At 43.1% G+C, this 19,634-nt stretch carries 15 protein-coding genes; 7 read left to right on the top strand and 8 right to left on the bottom strand.

Going from position 1 to position 19,634, the window contains the following annotated elements:
- Nucleotides 1–277 precede the first annotated feature (277 nt).
- The 7 genes from ACR63N_RS12055 to ACR63N_RS12085 all read right to left on the bottom strand — a co-directional run bounded on the left by ACR63N_RS12055 (nt 278) and on the right by ACR63N_RS12085 (nt 7,914).
- Entirely contained in the window at nt 278–2,296 is a 2,019-nt protein-coding gene (locus tag ACR63N_RS12055; RefSeq protein ID WP_472782088.1) for a flotillin family protein, read from the bottom strand.
- Nucleotides 2,297–2,506: 210 nt separating this feature from the next.
- Nucleotides 2,507–3,163 carry a hypothetical protein gene (locus ACR63N_RS12060; protein WP_472782089.1) on the bottom strand — a complete coding sequence of 219 codons (657 nt, stop codon included), beginning with the start codon at nt 3,161–3,163 and terminating at the stop codon, nt 2,507–2,509.
- A gap of 224 nt (nt 3,164–3,387) precedes the next feature.
- The gene (locus ACR63N_RS12065; RefSeq protein ID WP_367104709.1) at nt 3,388–4,383 is read right to left on the bottom strand and encodes a Xaa-Pro aminopeptidase; all 996 of its coding nucleotides are present in this window, start codon (nt 4,381–4,383) and stop codon (nt 3,388–3,390) included.
- 256 nt (nt 4,384–4,639) lie between these two features.
- Nucleotides 4,640–5,146: an META domain-containing protein gene (locus tag ACR63N_RS12070; protein ID WP_367104708.1), complete on the bottom strand. Its 507-nt coding sequence runs from the start codon at nt 5,144–5,146 to the stop codon at nt 4,640–4,642.
- A 279-nt stretch (nt 5,147–5,425) separates the two neighbouring features.
- On the bottom strand, nt 5,426–5,557 hold the full coding sequence (locus tag ACR63N_RS12075) for a hypothetical protein (RefSeq protein WP_367104707.1): 132 nt from the start codon (nt 5,555–5,557) through the stop codon (nt 5,426–5,428).
- A gap of 179 nt (nt 5,558–5,736) precedes the next feature.
- Nucleotides 5,737–6,843: a lipase secretion chaperone gene (locus ACR63N_RS12080; protein ID WP_367107250.1), complete on the bottom strand. Its 1,107-nt coding sequence runs from the start codon at nt 6,841–6,843 to the stop codon at nt 5,737–5,739.
- A 21-nt stretch (nt 6,844–6,864) separates the two neighbouring features.
- A complete protein-coding gene (locus ACR63N_RS12085) occupies nt 6,865–7,914 on the bottom strand; it encodes an esterase/lipase family protein (RefSeq protein WP_367107251.1) in 1,050 nt (349 codons plus the stop codon).
- Between the two features lie 333 nt (nt 7,915–8,247).
- Between ACR63N_RS12085 and map the strand changes: the two genes are divergently transcribed.
- Together map and glnD are read left to right on the top strand one after the other, a co-directional pair.
- Nucleotides 8,248–9,054 (top strand): type I methionyl aminopeptidase, encoded by an 807-nt coding sequence (gene map / locus ACR63N_RS12090; RefSeq protein WP_472782745.1) that lies wholly within the window; start codon nt 8,248–8,250, stop codon nt 9,052–9,054.
- Nucleotides 9,055–9,134: 80 nt separating this feature from the next.
- A complete protein-coding gene (gene glnD, locus ACR63N_RS12095; protein ID WP_472782090.1) occupies nt 9,135–11,879 on the top strand; it encodes a [protein-PII] uridylyltransferase in 2,745 nt (914 codons plus the stop codon).
- A gap of 25 nt (nt 11,880–11,904) precedes the next feature.
- Here glnD and ACR63N_RS12100 read toward each other — a convergent pair whose 3' ends face one another.
- A complete protein-coding gene (locus tag ACR63N_RS12100) occupies nt 11,905–12,615 on the bottom strand; it encodes a hypothetical protein (protein ID WP_367104702.1) in 711 nt (236 codons plus the stop codon).
- A 316-nt stretch (nt 12,616–12,931) separates the two neighbouring features.
- On the opposite strand from ACR63N_RS12100, the gene dapC reads away from it, so the two are divergent.
- The 5 genes from dapC to ACR63N_RS12125 all read left to right on the top strand — a co-directional run bounded on the left by dapC (nt 12,932) and on the right by ACR63N_RS12125 (nt 19,621).
- Nucleotides 12,932–14,137: a succinyldiaminopimelate transaminase gene (dapC, locus tag ACR63N_RS12105; RefSeq protein ID WP_367107253.1), complete on the top strand. Its 1,206-nt coding sequence runs from the start codon at nt 12,932–12,934 to the stop codon at nt 14,135–14,137.
- 137 nt (nt 14,138–14,274) lie between these two features.
- Nucleotides 14,275–16,251 (top strand): DUF294 nucleotidyltransferase-like domain-containing protein, encoded by a 1,977-nt coding sequence (locus tag ACR63N_RS12110; protein WP_367104700.1) that lies wholly within the window; start codon nt 14,275–14,277, stop codon nt 16,249–16,251.
- Nucleotides 16,252–16,268: 17 nt separating this feature from the next.
- Nucleotides 16,269–16,871 (top strand): 3'-5' exonuclease, encoded by a 603-nt coding sequence (locus tag ACR63N_RS12115; protein WP_367104699.1) that lies wholly within the window; start codon nt 16,269–16,271, stop codon nt 16,869–16,871.
- An 80-nt stretch (nt 16,872–16,951) separates the two neighbouring features.
- Complete coding sequence (locus ACR63N_RS12120) at nt 16,952–18,997, top strand: D-alanyl-D-alanine carboxypeptidase/D-alanyl-D-alanine-endopeptidase (RefSeq protein WP_367108426.1); 2,046 nt, start codon at nt 16,952–16,954, stop codon at nt 18,995–18,997.
- A 114-nt stretch (nt 18,998–19,111) separates the two neighbouring features.
- Nucleotides 19,112–19,621, top strand: a complete 510-nt coding sequence (locus ACR63N_RS12125; RefSeq protein ID WP_367110781.1) for an ABZJ_00895 family protein — start codon at nt 19,112–19,114, stop codon at nt 19,619–19,621.
- Nucleotides 19,622–19,634 lie beyond the last annotated feature (13 nt).

A 19,634-nucleotide genomic window follows, 5' to 3' on the forward strand; every position in this document is an offset into this window, starting at 1 on the left:
GGGTTAAATGTGGCTAGTCTAAAGAAACGTTTTATAAATTATAGGTAGGGTGCTTTTTAAGCACCTAAAAGCCATGAAAAAGCACTGCCGCGTTCAGCAAGGAAAATCTTTTAAATAAGACTTTCTATTATCACACTATCATGGTGCATGCACCCTACGACAATTCATAGTAAGTCATGTATATAAAACATTTTTTTAGAGTAGCCAACTCAGTGTTTTAAGTTGGCTTGGAAATCTGCCACCTAAGCAACAGATTTTTTATTGATATTTAAAACGACTAATCGTTATATTGAGCAGTCTTATTAGACTCGTTAGCTTTAGTCATAACTTGACCTGCCATAACCGTATTGATGATACCGCTTAGCGTGTCAGACTTGCCAGCTAAGCCATCAATGGCTTTACCGATAGAGAGTGACTTAGCGAAGTTATCAAAGAAGTGCGCTTCACCGCCGACAATATCGATTTTGGCTTTTTGGAGCGCCACTGCCAACACTTCAGCGTTTTCTTTAGCAATCTCTTTGCCCGCATCGATCGACGCCATCGCTTCTTGCAATGCAGTCTCAAGACTCATGCGGAACTCTTCATGCTCACGTGCTTCCTTGCTCATGCTACCCATGGCATTGAACTTCTCGACCAGACCATCGGCCTCAGCTTGGAAGTGCGCGCGGGTAACTTCAGCTTTTGCCAGTCCAACTTCACGCTCTGCTTTGGCATTTGATTCACCGCGAGCGGCAATAATCTCAGCATCTGCCATACCGACATCACGGTCGGCTTTAGCGTTAGATTCACCACGAGCGGCAATAACCTCCGCATCTGCCATGCCTTTTTCACGCTCTGATTGCGCTTCAGCTTGTCCAGTCGCTTTAATAATATTGGCTTTAGCAATACCTTCTTTTTCCAAAGAGCTTGCTTTGGCTTCTTGAATCGCTGCTTCAGCAAACCCATGAGCAGACTCTTCAGCTTTGATACCCTCGGCAAGCTTGATTTTAGCTTCTGACTCTTTGGCAGACGCTTCAAGATTGGCAGTGGCAAGCGTGGTGATTTCAACGGCTTTATGCTTGGCAGACAGCTCTTCTGCTTCCGCCTTTTTCACCTGACGCACTTTGATTTCTTCAGCATCCGCTTCGGCAGCTAATACGCGCGTTTGCTTAGAGCGATCCGCTTCACTGACTTCGCGGACTTCTTTGATGCGCTCTTCTTCTTGCGCAACAGTTTTATCTACCGCAATACGCTCACGAATGACGTTGGCGATTTCTTTTTTCTCAACTTCAATGGCACGTTCCGCTTCGATACGCTGTAAGTCGACTTCACGCTCACGAGAGACGATTTCTAAATCACGAGCACGAATGACTTTCTCTTCTTCAATGACGACAGCACGCAGACGGTTCTGTCCAGCCACTTCAATTTCACGCTGCTGATTCTCGCGCTGAATCGCCAAATCTTGCTCAACCATAATGACAGCTGTTTCCGATTTTTTACGCTCTTCTTCTTCAATCTTGCGGGTTTCAGCAGTCTCACGTGCAATTACAGAAGAGATTTCACGTTGCTGTTTGGCTTCGGCATCGGCTTGTTGACGCTCAAGCTCCAGCATAGCTTCCCTAGTTTCAACGTTTTTCTTCTTAACCGCTAGCTCTTCATCACGCTCAAGCTCGTTGGTGATGACATTTTGAAAGGCCGTTAATTGAGTAATCTTTTTGATACCTTCAGCATCCAAGATATTACTAGAATCTAATGACGCTTTTGGCGTTTGCTCTAAGTAATCAATTGCGACGTCTTCTAGGACATAACCATTGAGATCGTTGCCAATTTCTTGGACGATGCTGTCACGAAATTCGCTGCGGTTCTCAAACAGCTTAACGAAGTCAATTTGCTTACCGACTGTTTTTAGCGCTTCTGAGAACTTGGCATTAAATAGCTCATTGACAGCGACTTTATCTGAGGCTCTTTCAACCCCAACCGATTTGGCGACTTTGAGGACATCCTCTTCGGTCTCGTTAACTCGCAGGTAAAACGCAACGGTGATATCAGCGCGCATGTTGTCGGCGCAAATCAGCCCTTCTTTACCGCGTCTATCCACTTCTAAAGTGATAAGCGAGATTCTCATCAATTCTTTTTTGTTGATAATGGGCCAAACGAAACCACCATCAAAGCGTACAGCGATTTTACTAACACCATTAATAATCAGTGCTTTGCCTTGCTCAACCTTAAAATAAAAGGCTTTTAGCATCAAAAGTGCTGCCATGATGAAAACAAACGCCAGCACTACAACCACGCCGACGATAATGAGTATGTCCATATTCATTCCTCTAATTAAAACATTCCAACCAAATTTAAAACAGTTGCTACAATGCCTGCCAATAGATTACTTATCGTTTATACATTGCCCGATCGTTATTACGTTTTCATTTTTAAGTTCAATTTTTACTGAAAAATCGCTTTTGCAAGCTACCCAGTTAAAAATACTTTTGCGTGAAAGTTCTTCAATTAACCCATTCAATTTTTAGCGTTATTTATCTTTAACAGGAGCAACTAGGTAAACATTGGCTTCATTTAGATACTCTACCAATACCACTTTATCGCCTTGCTTTAATGAATTCTCATTCATATCTGGACGAATTTTGAGTATTAATCCTGCGCCGCCATCATTAAGCTCAGCTTCACCATGCTTATCGATCACACTAAGTGTACGCACTATGGCTGTCTTACCTACATTGCTCACGGCATTGCGCTTAGGAATTTTAGCGATGTTTTTACGGATCGGTGAAATAATGATGCCCGTCAACCACATCGATACCACTAATACAAAAATGAGCGCCCCTGTGCCAAACACATAATACAAAACGCCTGAATCAAAATAGTGATGCAAAAAACTAGTATATAAGTAGCTCAATACCCAACCGATTAAACTAATCAAGGTTAGTATGATGATTAAAGGCACGCCATAAAGGCCAAATTTGAGCATAAGACCAGTGAAAAATCCGGTCGATGATAGGTTGGAGACATCGGCATCACCGCCTGATTCACCAAACTCTACGCTGTCCATATCCGTCATGCCGAGTAAAGATACTACCCAATACAAAGTGACAAACATCACCAGCCCTGTAAACACAAAGGTAGGGTATAAACTTATTTTGGTAATAAAAATCAAAAACGATTCTTGCATCCTGCACTCCTAAGCCATACCACCATACAAATTAGCCATGATTATTATATGGTTTGGTCCTGTAATTCATAAATTTATATGGCTTATTTTATAAATTTACGTACTCACCTTTTATAAGTTGCGCCAAACGTAAACGCTTCTCAAACTCATACTTATAAATGAACTTATGTTTGCTATAAAGTTATTATATACACAAGATGTCAAAAAATATACTTGATTTGCAATCAGTTTCCCCATACTGGCGATCTGATCATGCCTCCATTTTTACTACTGATAGCATAACTACTATTATCAGCTAAAGAGCGCACAGTTAAACTACCCCCACTTTGACCACTAATTTGTTTAACTGGTAAGGTGCGCGCTGGGTACAGAACATACTGTCCAGAAGGCGACAGACGTGCAGGCTCATCAAGTCCTGTTTCTGCAAGCTTGATGATTTGTCCGGTTGCTACAGTCATTATGGCTGCCTGACGACCGTTGAGATAAGCCAGGCGCTGACCGTCAACACTCAACTGCGCGCTGGCAGCATAATCTTCATTACTAATCTGCTCAGCACTGCCAGTTGCAAAGTGATAGCGATAAATGCGCGGACGCCCTGCGTGTTTTTTGTCACTGGTGTAGACGAAACTTTGCCCGTCAAAGGCATAGCTTGGTTGGACTTCGGTACTAGGTAAAGTGGTGAGCTGCTGGGTTTTACCATCGCGTAAATTCATCTCGTAGATATCGGCATTACCGCCGATCGTTGAGCTATAAAGCAGCTTTTGTCCATCTGGAGAGAATGACGGTGACAGATTGCTGCCAGCTGTGTCTACTACTAAATTTCGAGTTTGGCTATTAGTATCGTAGATATAAATCTTTGGATTTTGCAGCATGGCTTGTTTGCTATAGGCTAATAATTTGCCGTCCTTTGACCATGCTGGGGCGTAGATAAAGCCGTTGATTTGATCAAGTAGCCGTCTATCGCTACCATCAGGGTTTAGGGTATAAAGACTTGATATTATTGCAGAACCTGCACTTAGTTCCTCTACATAAGCGATACGACCTTGCCGATCTACAATTGGCATATTTGCTGTTAACGGATCAACAATTATAGGATTCGCGGTGCTACTGAGCGGTTGTATCGTTTGGGGTAAAGTACTACAAGCTGTTAAAAGCACACTCAAAGTGGTACTCAGAGCAATAGTAGTAGAGTGCCTACTAATTAAAGATCGATTAAACATAGAAATACTCATAGAGACAGAAGTAACATAAATTAGAATTGTTTTAGACAGTTTATTAACAAATATATAACATATAGTATAACTTAATTTACGAAATATCTTTAATTAAAATAGACTTATTAGTAATAAAACAAACCTTTGTCTAAGCCTTAACTAAAATTTAACCAAAAAAAACGCTCCACTATAAATAGTAGAGCGCTTTTATGGGGGATATAAGCTTGAACATCACATTACTAATGTCCGAGAATTAAGACAATTATTTAGCAACCCCTTTAAAATAGGCTACTTGATTGTCGTTTTTAATCGTCAAAATAGGTAAATTATTAGCATTTTCGCCAAGACTGTACTTACCCTGTACAGTTGCCATCGTCGCAGTATCAAAGCTGGCTTCGGGTTCAGGACAAGCCTTCATAGTACTAAATACGTTGCTAAGTTGGACGCTACCATCAACTACGCTGTATTCACCGCCGATGTTATTACAAGTATTTATAAAGCTGACGCGATCAGTACCGTTGTCTTTGAAAAAGTTTAGCGTAAGCGGCTTGGCTGGATCAACAAATAGCTGTGTTACTTTATCGCCATTGCTGCGTTTGGCATCGACAAGTTGCCAATTGTAAGCTTGCAGCTGTTGTTTAGTCACAGGCTGGGCAACTGGAGCTGGGGCTTCAACGCTTGATTTTGGCGTAGTAGTCGTTTGACAGCCTGCAGCTAGCGTACCTAAGGTAAGCGTCGCCGCCATCATTATTTTGGTCATATTTTTCATATAGGCTCCTAGAATTATTAGATTTTATATTATGGATTCTTAGTAATCGATAATTTTCACAATAGCTGATTATAATTTTTAATTTAAATGTAAGATCGTAGGATATCATAATGCCAAAGCTAACAATAGTAAGGCAGTCTAAATCAAGATTGATTTTGCCAAAAAAACCTCACTAAGTAGTGAGGTTTTTATATAAAGGCTGACTTAGACATATGGGATAACTAGATATTGCTAAGTCTTAATAATTAGCTTTGATATTTGCCTTTGATAAATAACGAATTATATGACATCCGTGCCAGTGATATTAGGCTCAGAGGTTGGCGGCGCAGTCATACTGGGTGTAGATTGACAGCCTGCTAGTACACTCATTACAACCAAACCAGTCATTAATATTTTGCTTATACTTTTCATACGAACTCCTACAATAATGAATAAAATTTAAATACGAGCTATGTCTTTACTGTTATTCTTTACTAACGCTAACATCTAGAACATCTACTTTTTCGTTAGTAACCATAACTTATTTGAAGTTTATACTTCACTGCTTTTTGCGTTACTACTCGTTATTTAATGTTAAGCTTAAACGCCTATTATGGCTTTACCTGTTGCAGGGCAGCATAGCCTGTCAAACGTTTGCGCTCAGTATCACTAAATAACTGCTGTTCGAGCTGCCTGATTTGTGCACTTGTTTGATCATTTGTCGCCGCGTTATCATTGTTTTGATTGACAATAATCTGCTTTTGCGCTTGGTACTGCTTAAAACGCTGATCGAAATTGGCATCCTCCTCATCCAATTGCGCAAGCCTTGCTGCTGCTGGCGCGCCTACCAGCTCACGGCGCATATTATATAATTGTTCAGGAGTCGCACCTTCATTTTTCATCTGTTCAGTGCGACTCATAAGCTCGTTTAAGTTGGCTTGCTGCTGAATAGCAGCTTTGGTTGCATTATCTGGCATCCGGCTAATATAGTCTTGCCGCGCTACTTGTTTTTGTGCTTTTGAGAGCTGATCGTTTTGATTGATCCTCACCATCTCTATACTATAGTTATCGTATTCGTCTTCTACGCTAAAGAAGGCGGCAATAGTGTTTTTATCAAAATACTGTTGACGCAGCCGCGCCACGTCTTGCTTTTGCTGAGCCACCATATTTAAATCCAGCTCGCCGTTTTGTGTGGCTTGCAGTTGCAAATTACCGTAATGCTTTTCTATCTTAGGAATCGCCTTTAAATAAGCTATATAGTTATTAAATATAACCATAGCTTGGCTAGCGGCCGGTTCAGGAACAAAACTGCGAATATAGCTCTCAACGCGGGCAAAGATAGTGGCTTCATCTTCTTCACCAAGCGCGGATAAGAAGTAGTCAAACAATCGCTTTAGCCCTTCGGTAACAATTAATTGTTGGTTTTCATCTATGACAATTTCGCCATCAACATCCGTGCCTTGTAAAGAATGCGGCAAGTTTTCAAGTCCGGTGGTAAACTTAGTGCCACTTTGAGTAGAGGATATATTAAGATTTTGCTCAAGATTTGACTCACTATCTATTGAACCATTAGTACTCTTACTTACTACTGTAGACACTTCTTGAGAAAGTGTTATGTTGCTTTGGGTAGGCTTAAACCACCAAATAATTGCTGCCGTTATTATAATAACTCCAGCAATAGTAGTAAGGATTAAATATGAGCGCTGTCTAGTAGACATAAAAGCGGCATCCTATTTTGCTTATAGATTGGCGTTTTTGAGGCGATTAACCTGACTACGATATACGGTTGTTGGATTAACGCTTCCAAAGGCTACTAAGCCTAGTACTTGATTAACCGAATCCAAATGATTCATTCTATAGTTATCACGAATGACATAACCAAGACGACTCGAACACGTAGATACCAACCCATCATTTGGCTCACCTCGATAGGTAGTACTGGTCGACAACAGCAAAGGATCACCGGCATCAAGTAAGTTGGTCAGTTGCCCAACGCCACTAAACGAATAATACTTAATACCATTGACCTCAATATCAGCTGGTTGCCCACAATAAGTAGTCGGCATCGCTGCCGGGAATCTAGCATTAAATTCAGCCGCGCCATCAGTGGACAGAGCAACTAACGATTTCCAACCATCTTGCTCTTGTAACTTAGTGACACTAACACCAGAGCCGATGTCGGTAGCAATGCCGATGAGTTTGAATAAGCCAAGCGCCGCCTCTGTGGTGATAGTACCCTCTGAGAGTTGCCGCAAAACAGCGTCTGCCGTTTTTGAGCCTTGTTCTGGGCTTGAAACTGCGGTTGCTGAGGCTATATATTCAGGGGCAACGCCAGCGACATAGCGAACGTCAATACCGCCTTGGCTGTGTCCTATTAGATTGACTTTGGGGTTGCCGGAGATAGCTGAGATGAGTTTGACTTGTGCCAGTAGTTGTTCACCGCGAACTTCACTATTATTAATGGCCGAGGTTTTGGTTGCAAATACATCGGTACCTCCTCTCATCAAGGTTTGAGGAATACCATAAAAGTAATCTAGGGCACCGAATAGTTTATTAAAACCACCAAGTCCATGCGCCAGCACCACCGGATGCTGAGTAGTTGTATAATTTGACGTTAATAATCTAGCGCCTACCAATTGGCATCCGCTGGGTGCAGAACAACTATAGTAGGTAGAAGCTTTCGCCGGAGTGGTTTGCAGTGTCATTAGCAAAATACCACTGCCAATAGCACTAAATAGTGGTAAAAATGCACGTGGTCTTTTGTATGATTTTATACTATGAAAGGTCATAACAACATCCTTGTTATTGTATCAATAAGAGTGTTTTTAACCAGCTTATGTTTGTCTTGGCATAAAAAGCTATCAAAAACAATTACTAATCCATTTAGCAATCAAATTTACATTACTTGTATATTTTGTATTATTCAATAGATTTTTCTGTCCGCTTAGTGTATATAAATAACGAATATTTCAAAGACCGACAGATGTTTTTTAATAATTTTATAGTTACGACTATTAGCTCATAAAACGACAACAGACCTTGATTAGCATAAAACCGTCACCATTATGTTTATGATATAATTCATATAAATTAATTCTGTCTCTATTAATTCTACGACTAATATAAGTACAACAATGATGACTAAAAAATCTCTTATTCAATCTCCTGAAGCTATAGAAAAAATGCGCGTCGCCGGTAAACTTGCCAGCGATGTGCTAGTGATGCTTGATGAGCATGTCAAAGTTGGCGTGAGTACCGAAGCGCTTAACCAGATTGCTCATGACTATATTGTTAATGAGCAAGGGGCTATTCCTGCGCCGCTTAATTATCATGGCTTTCCTAAATCTATTTGTACCTCGGTCAATCATGTGGTTTGTCACGGTATCCCAACTGAGAACAAACTGCTTAAAGATGGCGACATTATCAATATTGATGTCACTGTCATCAAAGATGGCTATTATGGTGACACCTCAAAGATGTGGATCGTTGGTGAAGGTTCTATCATGGCGCAGCGTATTTGTGATGTGGCTCAAAAAGCACTCTATGCCGGTATGAGCGTGGTCAAAGATGGCGCACGTTTGGGTGATGTGGGCGCCGCGATTCAAGAAGTGGTCGAGCCTGAGCGCTTTAGTATCGTCCGCGAGTTCTGTGGTCACGGTATCAGCAATGAGTTTCACCACGAGCCGCAAGTCATGCACTATGGCAAAAAGGGTACTGGCTTTGAGCTCAAAACGGGTATGACTTTTACCATTGAGCCGATGATCAATCAAGGCACTTGGCAGACCAAAATATTACCTGATGAATGGACCGCCATCACCAAAGATCGTAAGCTGTCAGCGCAGTGGGAGCATACGATGGTGGTCACCGATAATGGCTGTGAGGTATTTACCACACGCCCTGAAGAAGATTTAAGTTTTTTGACTCAGTAATAACATAAAAGATCGCCTAGGCGGTCTTTTTTTTGCTAATTTTATCTTAAACTCCAATTAGATAACACTGGACAACTTGCATGTTTACTTGCGATACCACCTCTATTAATATTACGCCGCTACCGTCAGTTCTCTTGCGTCCCCCATCAGCAGCAACCCATTCTGAATCAGTATTATCTGATCAGGCGTTGACAGCTATCTCTGCGTGGGTAGTACAAATTAATAATGATATCAGCCGTGCTCTTGAGCGCGGTGTTAGTATTCGTCAGTTGGTTGCCGCTCGCGCTTGCGCCATCGATGATCTGCTAATCGCTTTGTTTGAACGATTTGGCCTCAATGATACAGACTTGGCTCTATTTGCTACCGGTGGTTATGGTCGCGGCGAGTTGTCGCTCTATTCAGATGTCGATATTTTACTACTTAGCCTTACCCGTATTAGCAGTGAGGTTAGCGCCAAGATTGATAAATTAGTGGCGCTACTTTGGGATATCGGGCTTGAGCCTTCATTATCAGTCCGTGATACCAGCGACTGTCTGGAGGCGGCAAAAGACCATACCGTAGCCAGTGCGCTACTCGAAGCAAGATTACTTACTGGTAACGAGGCACTGCAAAAAGTACCCCATGCGATTGTCAATAAACGGTGGTCGCCGCGAGAGTTTTATGAGGTAAAAACAGCTGAGGCAAAAGCGCGTTACCTGCGTCACAATGCCACAGAATACAACCTTGAGCCTAATATTAAAACGGCTCCTGGCGGGCTGCGCGATATCCATATCATTGGCTGGGTCACCAAGCGCTACTTTCGAGTCAGCAAACTTTATGACTTAGTTCAGCAAGACTTTTTGACCGAAAAAGAATTCGATGAATTACAGTTTGCAGAGAGCTATTTATGGCAAATACGTCATTACTTGCATGAGCTGACAAAACGTAACGAGAATAAATTGTTATTTGATTATCAGCGCGATATTGCTGAGCTTATGGGTTATGAGACGCAGCCTGATGACGCGCCCAATGCTGCTGTTGAGCGTTTTATGCGTGACTATTATCGCTGTGCGATGCAAATATCTACGCTATCTGAGATGCTCATCAACCACTATTATGAAACCATTATTGAGCCTGAACTGCCAGATGACGAGCGTCCCATAAAACGGCCTATCAATGCACGCTTTAATCAAGTTGGTGATCAGATTGCCATCGCTCATCACCGCGTTTTTGCACAAACCCCAGCGGCGATCATGGAGATGTTTCTGCTTATGGGTCAGTACGGGATCAAAAATATCCGTACGCGCACCGTACGCGCGCTAAAGATTGCGGCGCGCGGTATTGATCAAGCTTATCGTGATAATTCTGAACATCAGGCGCTGTTCTTAGCCAATTTAAAAGAACAAAACTATCTGTTTCACCGTCTGCGCGCTATGAATCGCTATGGGGTACTTGGCAGTTATATCCCTGCTTTTGCACAAGTCACTGGCATGATGCAGTATGATTTGTTTCATCGCTACACCGTCGATGCCCATACGCTATTTTTGATTCGAATTTTACACCGTTTTACCGATCCTAATTATGCACAAGACTTTCCGCTCATCAGTGCCATTTTTCAGCGAATCGAGCGCAAAGAGATTATTGTACTAGCAGCTATGTTTCATGACATTGCCAAAGGCCGCGGCGGTAATCATAGTCAGCTTGGCGAAACTGAGGCCACCCAATTCTGTTTGGCACATGGTATGAGTCAAGCGGACGCCCATCTGGTCGGTTGGTTGACCCGCTACCATCTACTGATGTCGATGACCGCGCAGAAAAAGGATATCTCTGACCCTGAAGTGGTGACTGTTTTTGCTAATCTTGTCGGTAACGTCACTCATCTCAACCATTTATACGTACTGACTGTTGCTGATATGAATGCCACCAATCCTCAGCTTTGGAATAGCTGGCGGGCGACCTTGATGAAGCAGCTATATTCGCAAACGCGGCGTATCTTGCGTGCTGATATCGATGCCCCAACCAATCGTCAAGATATGATTAGCGCCACACGCAAACAGGCGTTGGCGAGGCTTGACAGTGTCGACAATCAGCATATGAATCGTGATGAAGTACTTAGATTATGGGATGATCTGGGCGATGAGTATTTTTTGCGGGAGATTGTAGAAGATATTTTGTGGCATACCGAAGCCATTTTAAATCATCCTCCTATCGGACGCGCCTCTGATACCGATAGTGCACCTTTGGTGGTGCTACGTGAGCATCGAGAGCTGGCGCTTGATGCGGTGCAGGTCTTTGTTTATACCCAAGATCAGGCCAATCTTTTTGCCGTAACTATGGCGGTGTTTGATCAGATGAATCTAGATGTTTTGGACGCGCGAATCATCACAGCTACTCGTAATTTTGCCTTGGACTCTTATGTTTTGCTTGATCGCAGCGGTACTTTACTAACTGATAAGGACACTCAGCAAGAGCTAAAACAGCGCCTCATTGATGCTTTTAAAAATCCAGCAGCGCCCAAGCTTACCTATAAGCGCTTGCCTCGCCAGCTAAGGCATTTTGAAGTACCCACAGTGATTAGTTTTGACTTTAATGAAGCCTCATCGCAGCACATAATGAATTTGCAAACGCTTGATCAGCCAGGACTGCTTGCACGCGTAGGACAGATATTTTTGCAGCAAGGTATCGAGGTACATGCGGCACGTATTACGACATTAGGTGAGCGAGCAGAAGATATGTTTTATATCAGCGATCAACACGATGCCCCTTTATCTGCTGATAAACTTGCAACATTAAAAAGCGCACTTATCACTAGCTTGAATGCTCATACTGAGGACAAATACACTTAATTATCAACCGAAGTGTTTAGCTTAGCTAGCTTGAATAAGTGATTAGACTTTTATAAACCATCTCGCTGGCATATGGAGTCAACTCATCATCGACAAACTCTGGAGGCAATATCTCTGCCTCTATTTGGTGCTGATCTAAAATCAGTCGGCCAGCATCAATCTCTTTTTGGAGTAAACGCTGCAAGGTTGCAAGCCTTAACTGTGCTTTATAATGCGTATAAATCGTTTGTAAAGAGATTGGCGCCTGATCATGAACATACGGAAAAATATTCTCTGATGCTAAATCAGCCATCTTCGTTAGCGCCTGTTCACACATAGTGTCTGCGTCATTAATGTGCTCTTGTATATAATTGGCCAGCTGACCTTTAAATATTAGCGCAATTATAAACACCATTGTTTGGATGCCAAATACTATCGTGTAGTGCCACAATGACATGGGTATATTAAATAACTTACCCAACGTCATCATTACGATAGCCACGATTACATAACTGACTAATTGCCATAACAACCAAGTGATTATACTATTGTCACCAAACCAAAACATCTGTCTTTCTTTGAGATTAATAAAGCGCTGACGAGCTTGCCACCACTGTTGTTCATATTGTTTAAGCTGCTCATAAGATGGACCGCTCAGATCATTACCTGTCTCGTCGTCAATACTTATATCATCGTTAACGAAATTGCCCCCCTCTTTAAAAGCCTTAAAGTTGTCAATTTTTGGAGCATCGATCATAAGGTTATCCTAACGATAATTTGCCTTAGTCTCTGGCAGCAGTTATCTGTTTTATTGTCTATTGTTGTTTTTAAGTTGTAAGCATATAAATTATTAGCATAAAAGTAGTAGGTAAGTTGTTGAAAAATGAATAATAGTTTAGAGAAATCGATAAGAGAAGGAAAAGACAAATAATAAGCTAAATGCTACACTGCCTAATTGGTAGTTTTTTACGAATATATAATATGATGACGATCGAAATTACGCTCAACTAACTATTCTAATTTTCGTTACAATTACTTACTTAATATAGCCTCTTATTATAATGATCTTACTTATGAATAACAACTTAGCACATCTGCACCCTTACCCCTTTGCCAAAATGGCACAGTTGCTTGCTAACAGCGAGCCTGCTCGTAATTACACTGAAATAAAGCTCGGTATTGGCGAGCCAAAACATACGCCGCCGGCTTTTGTTTTAGACGTACTACAAGAAAATTTGGACAAGATATCTCGTTATCCCACTACTAATGGCAGCTTTGAGCTACGTCAAACCATAGCGCATTGGCTTGAGAAGCGGTTTTTCTTGCGTCATGTCGATCCCAATACTGAAGTATTGCCAGTTATGGGTACACGTGAGGCGATTTTTAGCTTTGTACAAGCTGTAGTGAATACTAATAAAAGCAATCCTACTGTCGTCATGCCGAATCCGTTTTATCAAATCTATGAAGGTGCTACGATACTGGCACAGGCAACGCCTTACTTTATTCCTTGTACGCCGGACAACAATTTTAAAGGTAGCTACCGCGCTGTACCTAAAGAGATATGGGAGCAAACCCAGCTGCTATTTATCTGTAGTCCCAATAATCCTACCGGTTCGATTATGAGCTTGGATGACTGGGAAGATCTCATTCGTTTGTCCGACAAATATGACTTTGTTATCGCAAGCGATGAGTGCTATAGCGAGCTATATTTTAATGAGCCTCCTATCGGCTTACTTCAGGCCTGTACTGCTTTTGGCCGTGATGATTTTAAAAACTGCGTGGTCTTTCATTCCCTATCAAAACGCTCAAACCTGCCCGGTCTACGCTCAGGTTTTATCGCCGGCGACGCAGCCATCCTACAGCCGTATTTGCAATATCGTACTTATCAAGGCTGTGCGATGCCGATACCGCATCAGCTTGCTTCTATCGCCGCCTGGCAAGATGAAAAGCACGTGGCGCATAACCGCGCGCTGTACCAAGAAAAATTTGCGCTATGGATGGATGAATTGGGCGAGCTACTCGAGTTAACCATGCCAGAAGCTGGGTTTTACTTTTGGGTAAAAGTTCCTACGCAGTTTGATAATGATGACGAAGTGTTTGTCAAAGCGTTGTATGAGCAGGCAAATATCCATGCTCTTGCTGGGCGTTATCTGTCACGTGAGGTCAATGGCAAAAACCCTGGTAAAGGTTATGTACGTATTGCGCTAGTGGCTAGCGTTGCTGAGAGCCGAGAAGCTATTGAGCGTATTAAAGAGCTGCTCACCGCTCATTTGAGATAAAGATAACCTTGTTCTTAGTAATGTTATTGATAATAACGGCTTAGATAATGCTATAGTAAAAGCAGATGCTTACCATTTGTTATACCTCTTAAAGCATTTTATCAGTATCATGAGCCCACATTATCAAGGATAATGCTATGCCGCAGCTTGATTTCACTCAGCCCCCTTTTGATGTGCTCAGTCTCACTGAGCGCCAAAGTCTCAAAAAGCATACTCAAGTGCGTTATCTCGCAGCTGGCGAATCTTTACCTACCGATGATTTAAGTTATTTTTTTGTGGTATTAAAAGGTCAGATTGAACAGCGCTTAGGCGACGAATTTATTGCCTCGTATGTCGGTAGTAGTTACTCCGATCAGCTCAATAGTAACGACTGGTTCGATAGTCGCCGTACTCCTGACGATCGGGAGCTGCCGTCAGCTAAATTGCCTAGAGCAGATATTAAGAATACTTCAGCATATCAATACCGCGCTATTGAGGACACCTTACTGCTGCAAGTAGAGGGTTCAGCCATCGATAGAATGAGTGCCCAAAATCATCTCATACGCCAGTTGTTATCCAATGAACTGCCGGAGCGCCTAAAAGCGTTGCAACAAAGGCGCGGCGCTCAAAATCAAGCGCTGGGAGCAAACGCTACCAGTTATAATGCTCAGCAAGAAGTACAGCAAATCATGCTCCAGCCTGTCGTGGCTGTCACTTTATTGCCCGTACATATCATCGACGCGGACAGTAGCCTGTATCAAGCGGCGCGTACTATGACTGCTGCGGGACTTAAACATGTACTGTTGCGTCAATCAGCAGACCAGACTCAAGGCTCGCATTCAACCTCTGACCCCATAGCTGGCTTGGCACCTGAATTGGGGATTTTGACTGATGCTGATCTTTGCCGTGCGGTTAGCGAGCAAAGTGATCCTGCCACAACACCCTGCCGGCAGTTTGCAAACTTTAATCTGCGTACGATAGGCGCTGATGATGAGATTGGGGATGCGCTACTGACTATGACGCGCTACCGTATTCATCGCCTGCCCGTCATTGATGATAAAGGCGCGGTCATTGGTATCTTGGGTCAAAGCGATGTACTGGCGCACTTGAGCCATCACTCGCAGCTGATCAGTGTGCAAATCGAACAAGCAAAAGATATGGCAAGCCTTGACACCGCGGTTGAACTCATCGGCCGCTATATCCGCGCCCAGCATCAAAACGGGGTAAAGATTGGTATCGTAAGCCGCATGGTACAGACCTTAAACGCGCAAGTTTTTACCAAGCTTTGGGAGCTTATTGTCCCAAAAGAGGTCATTGACAATACTTGCGTCATCGTTATGGGCTCAGAGGGGCGCGGCGAACAAATTATGCGTACCGATCAAGATAATGCCCTGATTATCCGCGACGGTTATTCTCATCCTGACTTAGCCAAGTTTGCCGACACCTTTAATCAGCAGTTGGCGGCACTTGGGTATCCCTTGTGCGATGGTAATATTATGATGACCAATCCGCTGTGGCGTCAACCGCTGAGTGATTTTAAAAAGCAGATCAGTTTATGGTTTAAAAACACCGATCCGATGCATAGTATTTGGATATCATCGATACTGGATGGCGCCTACGTTTGCGGTGATGAGTCGCTGTTGACCCAAATCCGCGAGCACCTGAAAGTTGCGCATCGACAATCAGATCCCATGTTTGTACGTCAGTTTGCAAGGGCTGCACTGCAGTTTGGTGAAGTTAATCAGTGGTGGCAAAAGTTTATACCATTACTTGGTAAGCCTAGCGTACAAGATATTGACCTTAAAAAAGCAGGGATTTTCCCATTGGTGCACGGTATTCGCACTCTAACACTTGAGCATGATATATTGTATGTCCCCAGCTCCAAAGGCCGGCTCAAAGCGCTAGTAGAGGTGGGTATGCTAACGCAAGTACGCGCCGACACTCTAAACGAGGCGCTGGAGTTTTTTATGGCGCAGCGTCTAACCGTAGCGCTGTCTACAGATGACAAACACGCGCGGCAAGTTGATCCGACTACCTTATCAGCGCTTGAGCGCGATGTCCTCAAAGAATGCCTCGCTGTCGTCAAAAGCTTTAAAGCGCAGCTACGCCAGCATTATCAGCTCGAGATTGGATAAATGGATGATAAAGTAATATGAGCTGGCTTAAACAACTGACAACTAGTTGGCAAAAAAGACAGCTACAGCGTCCGGAGCTGGCATCCATGTTTGAGCCGCCACCTACCAAGAAGTGGGTTGCTATTGATTGTGAGATGACTGGACTTAACCCCAAAAAGCATCACTTGCTGTCAGTAGCTGCTATCCATATCGATGGTGGTACTATTGATACCGGCAATGGTTTGCATTTGGTGTGCCGTCCGCCGATCATGCCTGATCGAGATACTATTGTCATTCACGGTTTGCGTCCTACTGATGTTGAGCACGGTATGACTTATGATGAGATGCTCGCTTTGCTACTGCCTTTTATCGGTAATCGTCCACTGGTAGGGTTTTGTACGCTCATAGATACCGCGTTTTTGAACCCACTAGTCAAGCACTATATGGGTACGTCGCTGCCTAACGAAGTGCTCGATGTACGTGAGCTTTACAGCCAGCGTATGGGCGGCGCTCAAGGGATTCCAGCTCAGTCGCAACAACTTAGCAGTATCTTAGCGTATTATGATATTCCGGAGCTTGGTAATCACAATGCCTATAATGATGCGGTGATGACCGCTATGGCTTTTTTGCATGTACGCTAAGGTTAGAACTGTACTTGTTTAAGCTAAAAATATCAACGCTAGAGCTAAAAGTTAGTAACTCATGTTACCATAGGCGGTTTTTGATACCTGACGATATTACTACCATGCCTACCCTTGTCAAACCTGCCAATAATTCAACAGGTATTACTGATTTGAACGCGCCTAAGGTTACTTACCCTACTCTCAAACTACCGCTTTACTTTAAATCAGCTAAGCTTAAGCTACTCATTGCAATTGGTGTATTGCTCCCACTAAGTAGTCAAGCAGCGCTGCCAGAATCTGTCCAAACTGCGCTAGCTCGCGCGGCGATAGATTCGCAGGATATCAGTATTGTAGTGACGCCCATTGGCGATAAATACAACAGCCGCTTACCGTCAGTGGTAAGGGTAGTTGATAGTGCGAGCACAAAAGATAATAGTCCTAAAATAGACAACACTACAAATAACGCCGGACCCGTTGTCGATCAGCAAGTGATCTGGCATCAAGAGCGCAAGATCAACGCTTATACTGATGATCCTTATACTCATTACAGTATAGCAAGTACGCCTGCTCTATTACCTGCGCGCGCGGTGGCTCAAAATACAACCATCAAAAACAAGGCTACTACTAATGCTACGGTAGACACTACTCAAAATGTCACACAACCTATCCTCAGTCATCAAATAGACATCGCGCGCACGCCTGCCAGCACTATGAAGCTGGTACCGAGCTTGATTGCCCTAGATACCTTGGGGGCTGATTTTACTTGGTATACCCGTGTTTATCATACTGGCCTTATCATTAAGGATCGCTTATATGGCGATCTTATTATCCAAGGTAGCGGCGACCCGAAGATGACCCATGAGCGCCTGCAAGCGCTTCTTTTGCAAGTGCAAAAATCAGGCGTTCGTCATATCAACGGCGATATCATTATTGATAGCGCTATTTTTAATAAGGTGAATAAAGATCCGGCAACGTTTGATCGCTCACCGCTACGTTCCTACAACGCCAGTCCTGATGGGTTCTTGGTCAATTTTAATAGTGTGGCGCTAAGAAGTCGGCCTTTAGACAACGGACAAGCTGAGCTTAACTATACGCCGCAGCTGGCTAGTTATCAGTTGCCACCTACTATTGACATGCGCAGTGCACCTTGCTCGCAGGCTCGTTATAGCCTCGCCCCAATATGGCAGATGGATCAGCTAAGCTTAAACGCCAAATTACCAAATAGCTGCGGTGAACACGTATTTTATATCGCTTACCCCGATGCCAAAGACTTTGCCTCCCGCGTCGTTGCTGCCAAATGGCAACAATTAGGTAATACTTTAACGGGTAAAGTTGTAGCGCAAGAGCAACCTTATAGTATTTATAAAAATAACAGTGGTGTAAACAATAGCTATAAAAACAACGATTATAAAAACAGTCTCGCTGCCACAAACTTATCTACAAAGCCATCTGGTTTAAAGTCTCTAGCTATTACTCCATTGCCCATCGTCAGCTATCCATCCTTGCCTTTAAAGCAGCAAATTTACGATATCAATCATTTCTCCAACAACGTATTAACTGAACAAGTGGCGCTATCAATAGACGCTTATAAGATAGAAAATGGTGCTACAAACTTAACTTCTAAAAAATCGGCTTCTAATCAGGCGCAGTCTCAAGCACAGCATAAAAAGATGTCAGCGACTAGCTTATATGAGTTTGGCGCGCCCAAAATGACTGATTACCCGCAGGCGCTACAAACTATCAATCAGTGGTGGCAAACTCACTTAACCACAGCACCGCCGCACCTAACCAACGGCTCCGGCCTATGCCGCGACTGTACGATCAGCGCCGCTAACTTAAATGAGCTCTTAACCTATGCTTACTATCAGCCAAGCTTTGACGCTTACGTCAACTCATTAGGGGTAGCGGGCGTGAGTGGCACCATCGTTTATCATAGCGAGCGCTTGCCTGACTCTGCTGCTATTGGACGAGCTTGGATAAAAACCGGTACTCTTAATAACGTTACCGCCATGGCAGGTTACGTGAAAGGACAATCAGGTCAGGACTATTCTGTGGTAGGATTGATCAATACACAGCAAGCACTAAACCCTTACACGGCAAGACCTGTATTAGACAGCTTGCTTGACTGGACAGCGCAGCAATAAAATGTTTGTACTTTAGTTATAACCTCACAACAATCACGCTCTCATTATCATTCTTGACTCATTTATCGTTACCTGTTTAATGCTAGTCAATTTAACGATCATATAGGCAATACTATGTCCCGTCGCTCTCCGATCACGCCTAATCAACACAAAGACCCTACTCAGTCAAAACGGACGCAGCAGCATTCAAAGACGGGGATATTACAATATGTAGGGTTTTTCGCGGTTGGTTATTTGCTAGCCAGCGCTATCTTTATGATTGTTCAATTAAAATTTCCTCTTAATCCCTATCTGGTTACTATTATCGCTGTGTTTGTTGGCGCTTATATTGGGGTACTGAAATTTACAAAACATCAGCAGCGCGCTCTTACCATTAGCGAGATAAACCGTTTGACTTTTGGAGGCACAGGAGCGGTCTGGACAATAACTGCCATTTATTTTTTGGCAGTATGGCTATGGTTGTTTGACGCCGCTAACCGTGCTGTATTTATGGAGATGACTATGCAGCAGCCGCTACCTTTGATAGCCGCTTTAGTCATGATCTTGGTAATAACCTTGGTAGGCGCGCGCATAAGTATTTTGATTGTAAATCGTTTGCTAGATCCTAAACGTAAAACCTTTTGATTAGCAATTTTTT

It is taken from the genome of Psychrobacter sp. M4 (assembly GCF_055699795.1).

Bases quoted from the DNA above. Each gene is read 5' to 3' on its own strand.
- ACR63N_RS12055 (WP_472782088.1), bottom strand. From the start codon at position 2,296: ATGGACATACTCATTATCGTCGGCGTGGTTGTAGTGCTGGCGTTTGTT.
- ACR63N_RS12060 (WP_472782089.1), bottom strand. From the start codon at position 3,163: ATGCAAGAATCGTTTTTGATTTTTATTACCAAAATAAGTTTATACCCT.
- ACR63N_RS12065 (WP_367104709.1), bottom strand. From the start codon at position 4,383: ATGTTTAATCGATCTTTAATTAGTAGGCACTCTACTACTATTGCTCTG.
- ACR63N_RS12070 (WP_367104708.1), bottom strand. From the start codon at position 5,146: ATGAAAAATATGACCAAAATAATGATGGCGGCGACGCTTACCTTAGGT.
- ACR63N_RS12075 (WP_367104707.1), bottom strand. From the start codon at position 5,557: ATGAAAAGTATAAGCAAAATATTAATGACTGGTTTGGTTGTAATGAGT.
- ACR63N_RS12080 (WP_367107250.1), bottom strand. From the start codon at position 6,843: ATGTCTACTAGACAGCGCTCATATTTAATCCTTACTACTATTGCTGGA.
- ACR63N_RS12085 (WP_367107251.1), bottom strand. From the start codon at position 7,914: ATGACCTTTCATAGTATAAAATCATACAAAAGACCACGTGCATTTTTA.
- glnD (WP_472782090.1), top strand. From the start codon at position 9,135: ATGTTTACTTGCGATACCACCTCTATTAATATTACGCCGCTACCGTCA.
- ACR63N_RS12100 (WP_367104702.1), bottom strand. From the start codon at position 12,615: ATGATCGATGCTCCAAAAATTGACAACTTTAAGGCTTTTAAAGAGGGG.
- dapC (WP_367107253.1), top strand. From the start codon at position 12,932: ATGAATAACAACTTAGCACATCTGCACCCTTACCCCTTTGCCAAAATG.
- ACR63N_RS12110 (WP_367104700.1), top strand. From the start codon at position 14,275: ATGCCGCAGCTTGATTTCACTCAGCCCCCTTTTGATGTGCTCAGTCTC.
- ACR63N_RS12115 (WP_367104699.1), top strand. From the start codon at position 16,269: ATGAGCTGGCTTAAACAACTGACAACTAGTTGGCAAAAAAGACAGCTA.
- ACR63N_RS12125 (WP_367110781.1), top strand. From the start codon at position 19,112: ATGTCCCGTCGCTCTCCGATCACGCCTAATCAACACAAAGACCCTACT.